Annotated in this window: 1 protein-coding gene; it reads left to right on the top strand. The window is 65.1% G+C overall.

Features of this window, described 5'->3' with window-relative positions:
- A partial coding sequence (locus F2P45_RS34430) for a methyl-accepting chemotaxis protein (RefSeq protein WP_229505449.1) occupies positions 1-559 on the top strand: 559 nt, incomplete at both ends.

Consider the following 559-nt stretch of genomic DNA (forward strand, 5'->3'; position numbering starts at 1 on the left):
CGCTGGAAGAAACCGCCGCCTCGATGGAAGAACTGACGTCGACCGTGCGCCAGAACGCCGACAACGCGCAGCAGGCCAACCAGCTCGCGCTGGCCGCCTCGCAAGTGGCGCGCAAGGGCGGCGCCATTGTCAGCCAGGTGGTCGATACCATGGGTTCGATCGAAGCGTCGTCGCGCAAAATTGTCGACATCATCGGCGTGATCGACAGCATCGCCTTCCAGACCAATATCCTGGCACTGAATGCGGCCGTGGAAGCGGCGCGCGCCGGCGAGCAGGGTCGCGGCTTTGCGGTGGTGGCGTCCGAAGTGCGCACCCTGGCGCAGCGCTCGGCGGGCGCGGCGAAGGAAATCAAGGGCTTGATCGGCGACTCGGTGGCGCAGGTGAGCAACGGTACGCGCCTGGTGCAGGAAGCCGGCACCACAATCGGCGAGGTGGTCGACAGCGTGGCGCGCGTGACCGACATCATGTCCGAGATTACGGCCGCCAGTAACGAACAGCGCGTCGGCATCGATCAGGTCAACGAAGCGATTGCGCAGATGGATCAGGTGACGCAGCAGAA

Origin of the sequence: Massilia mucilaginosa, assembly GCF_011682145.1 — a bacterium.
GTDB lineage: Bacteria > Pseudomonadota > Gammaproteobacteria > Burkholderiales > Burkholderiaceae_D > Telluria_A > Telluria_A mucilaginosa.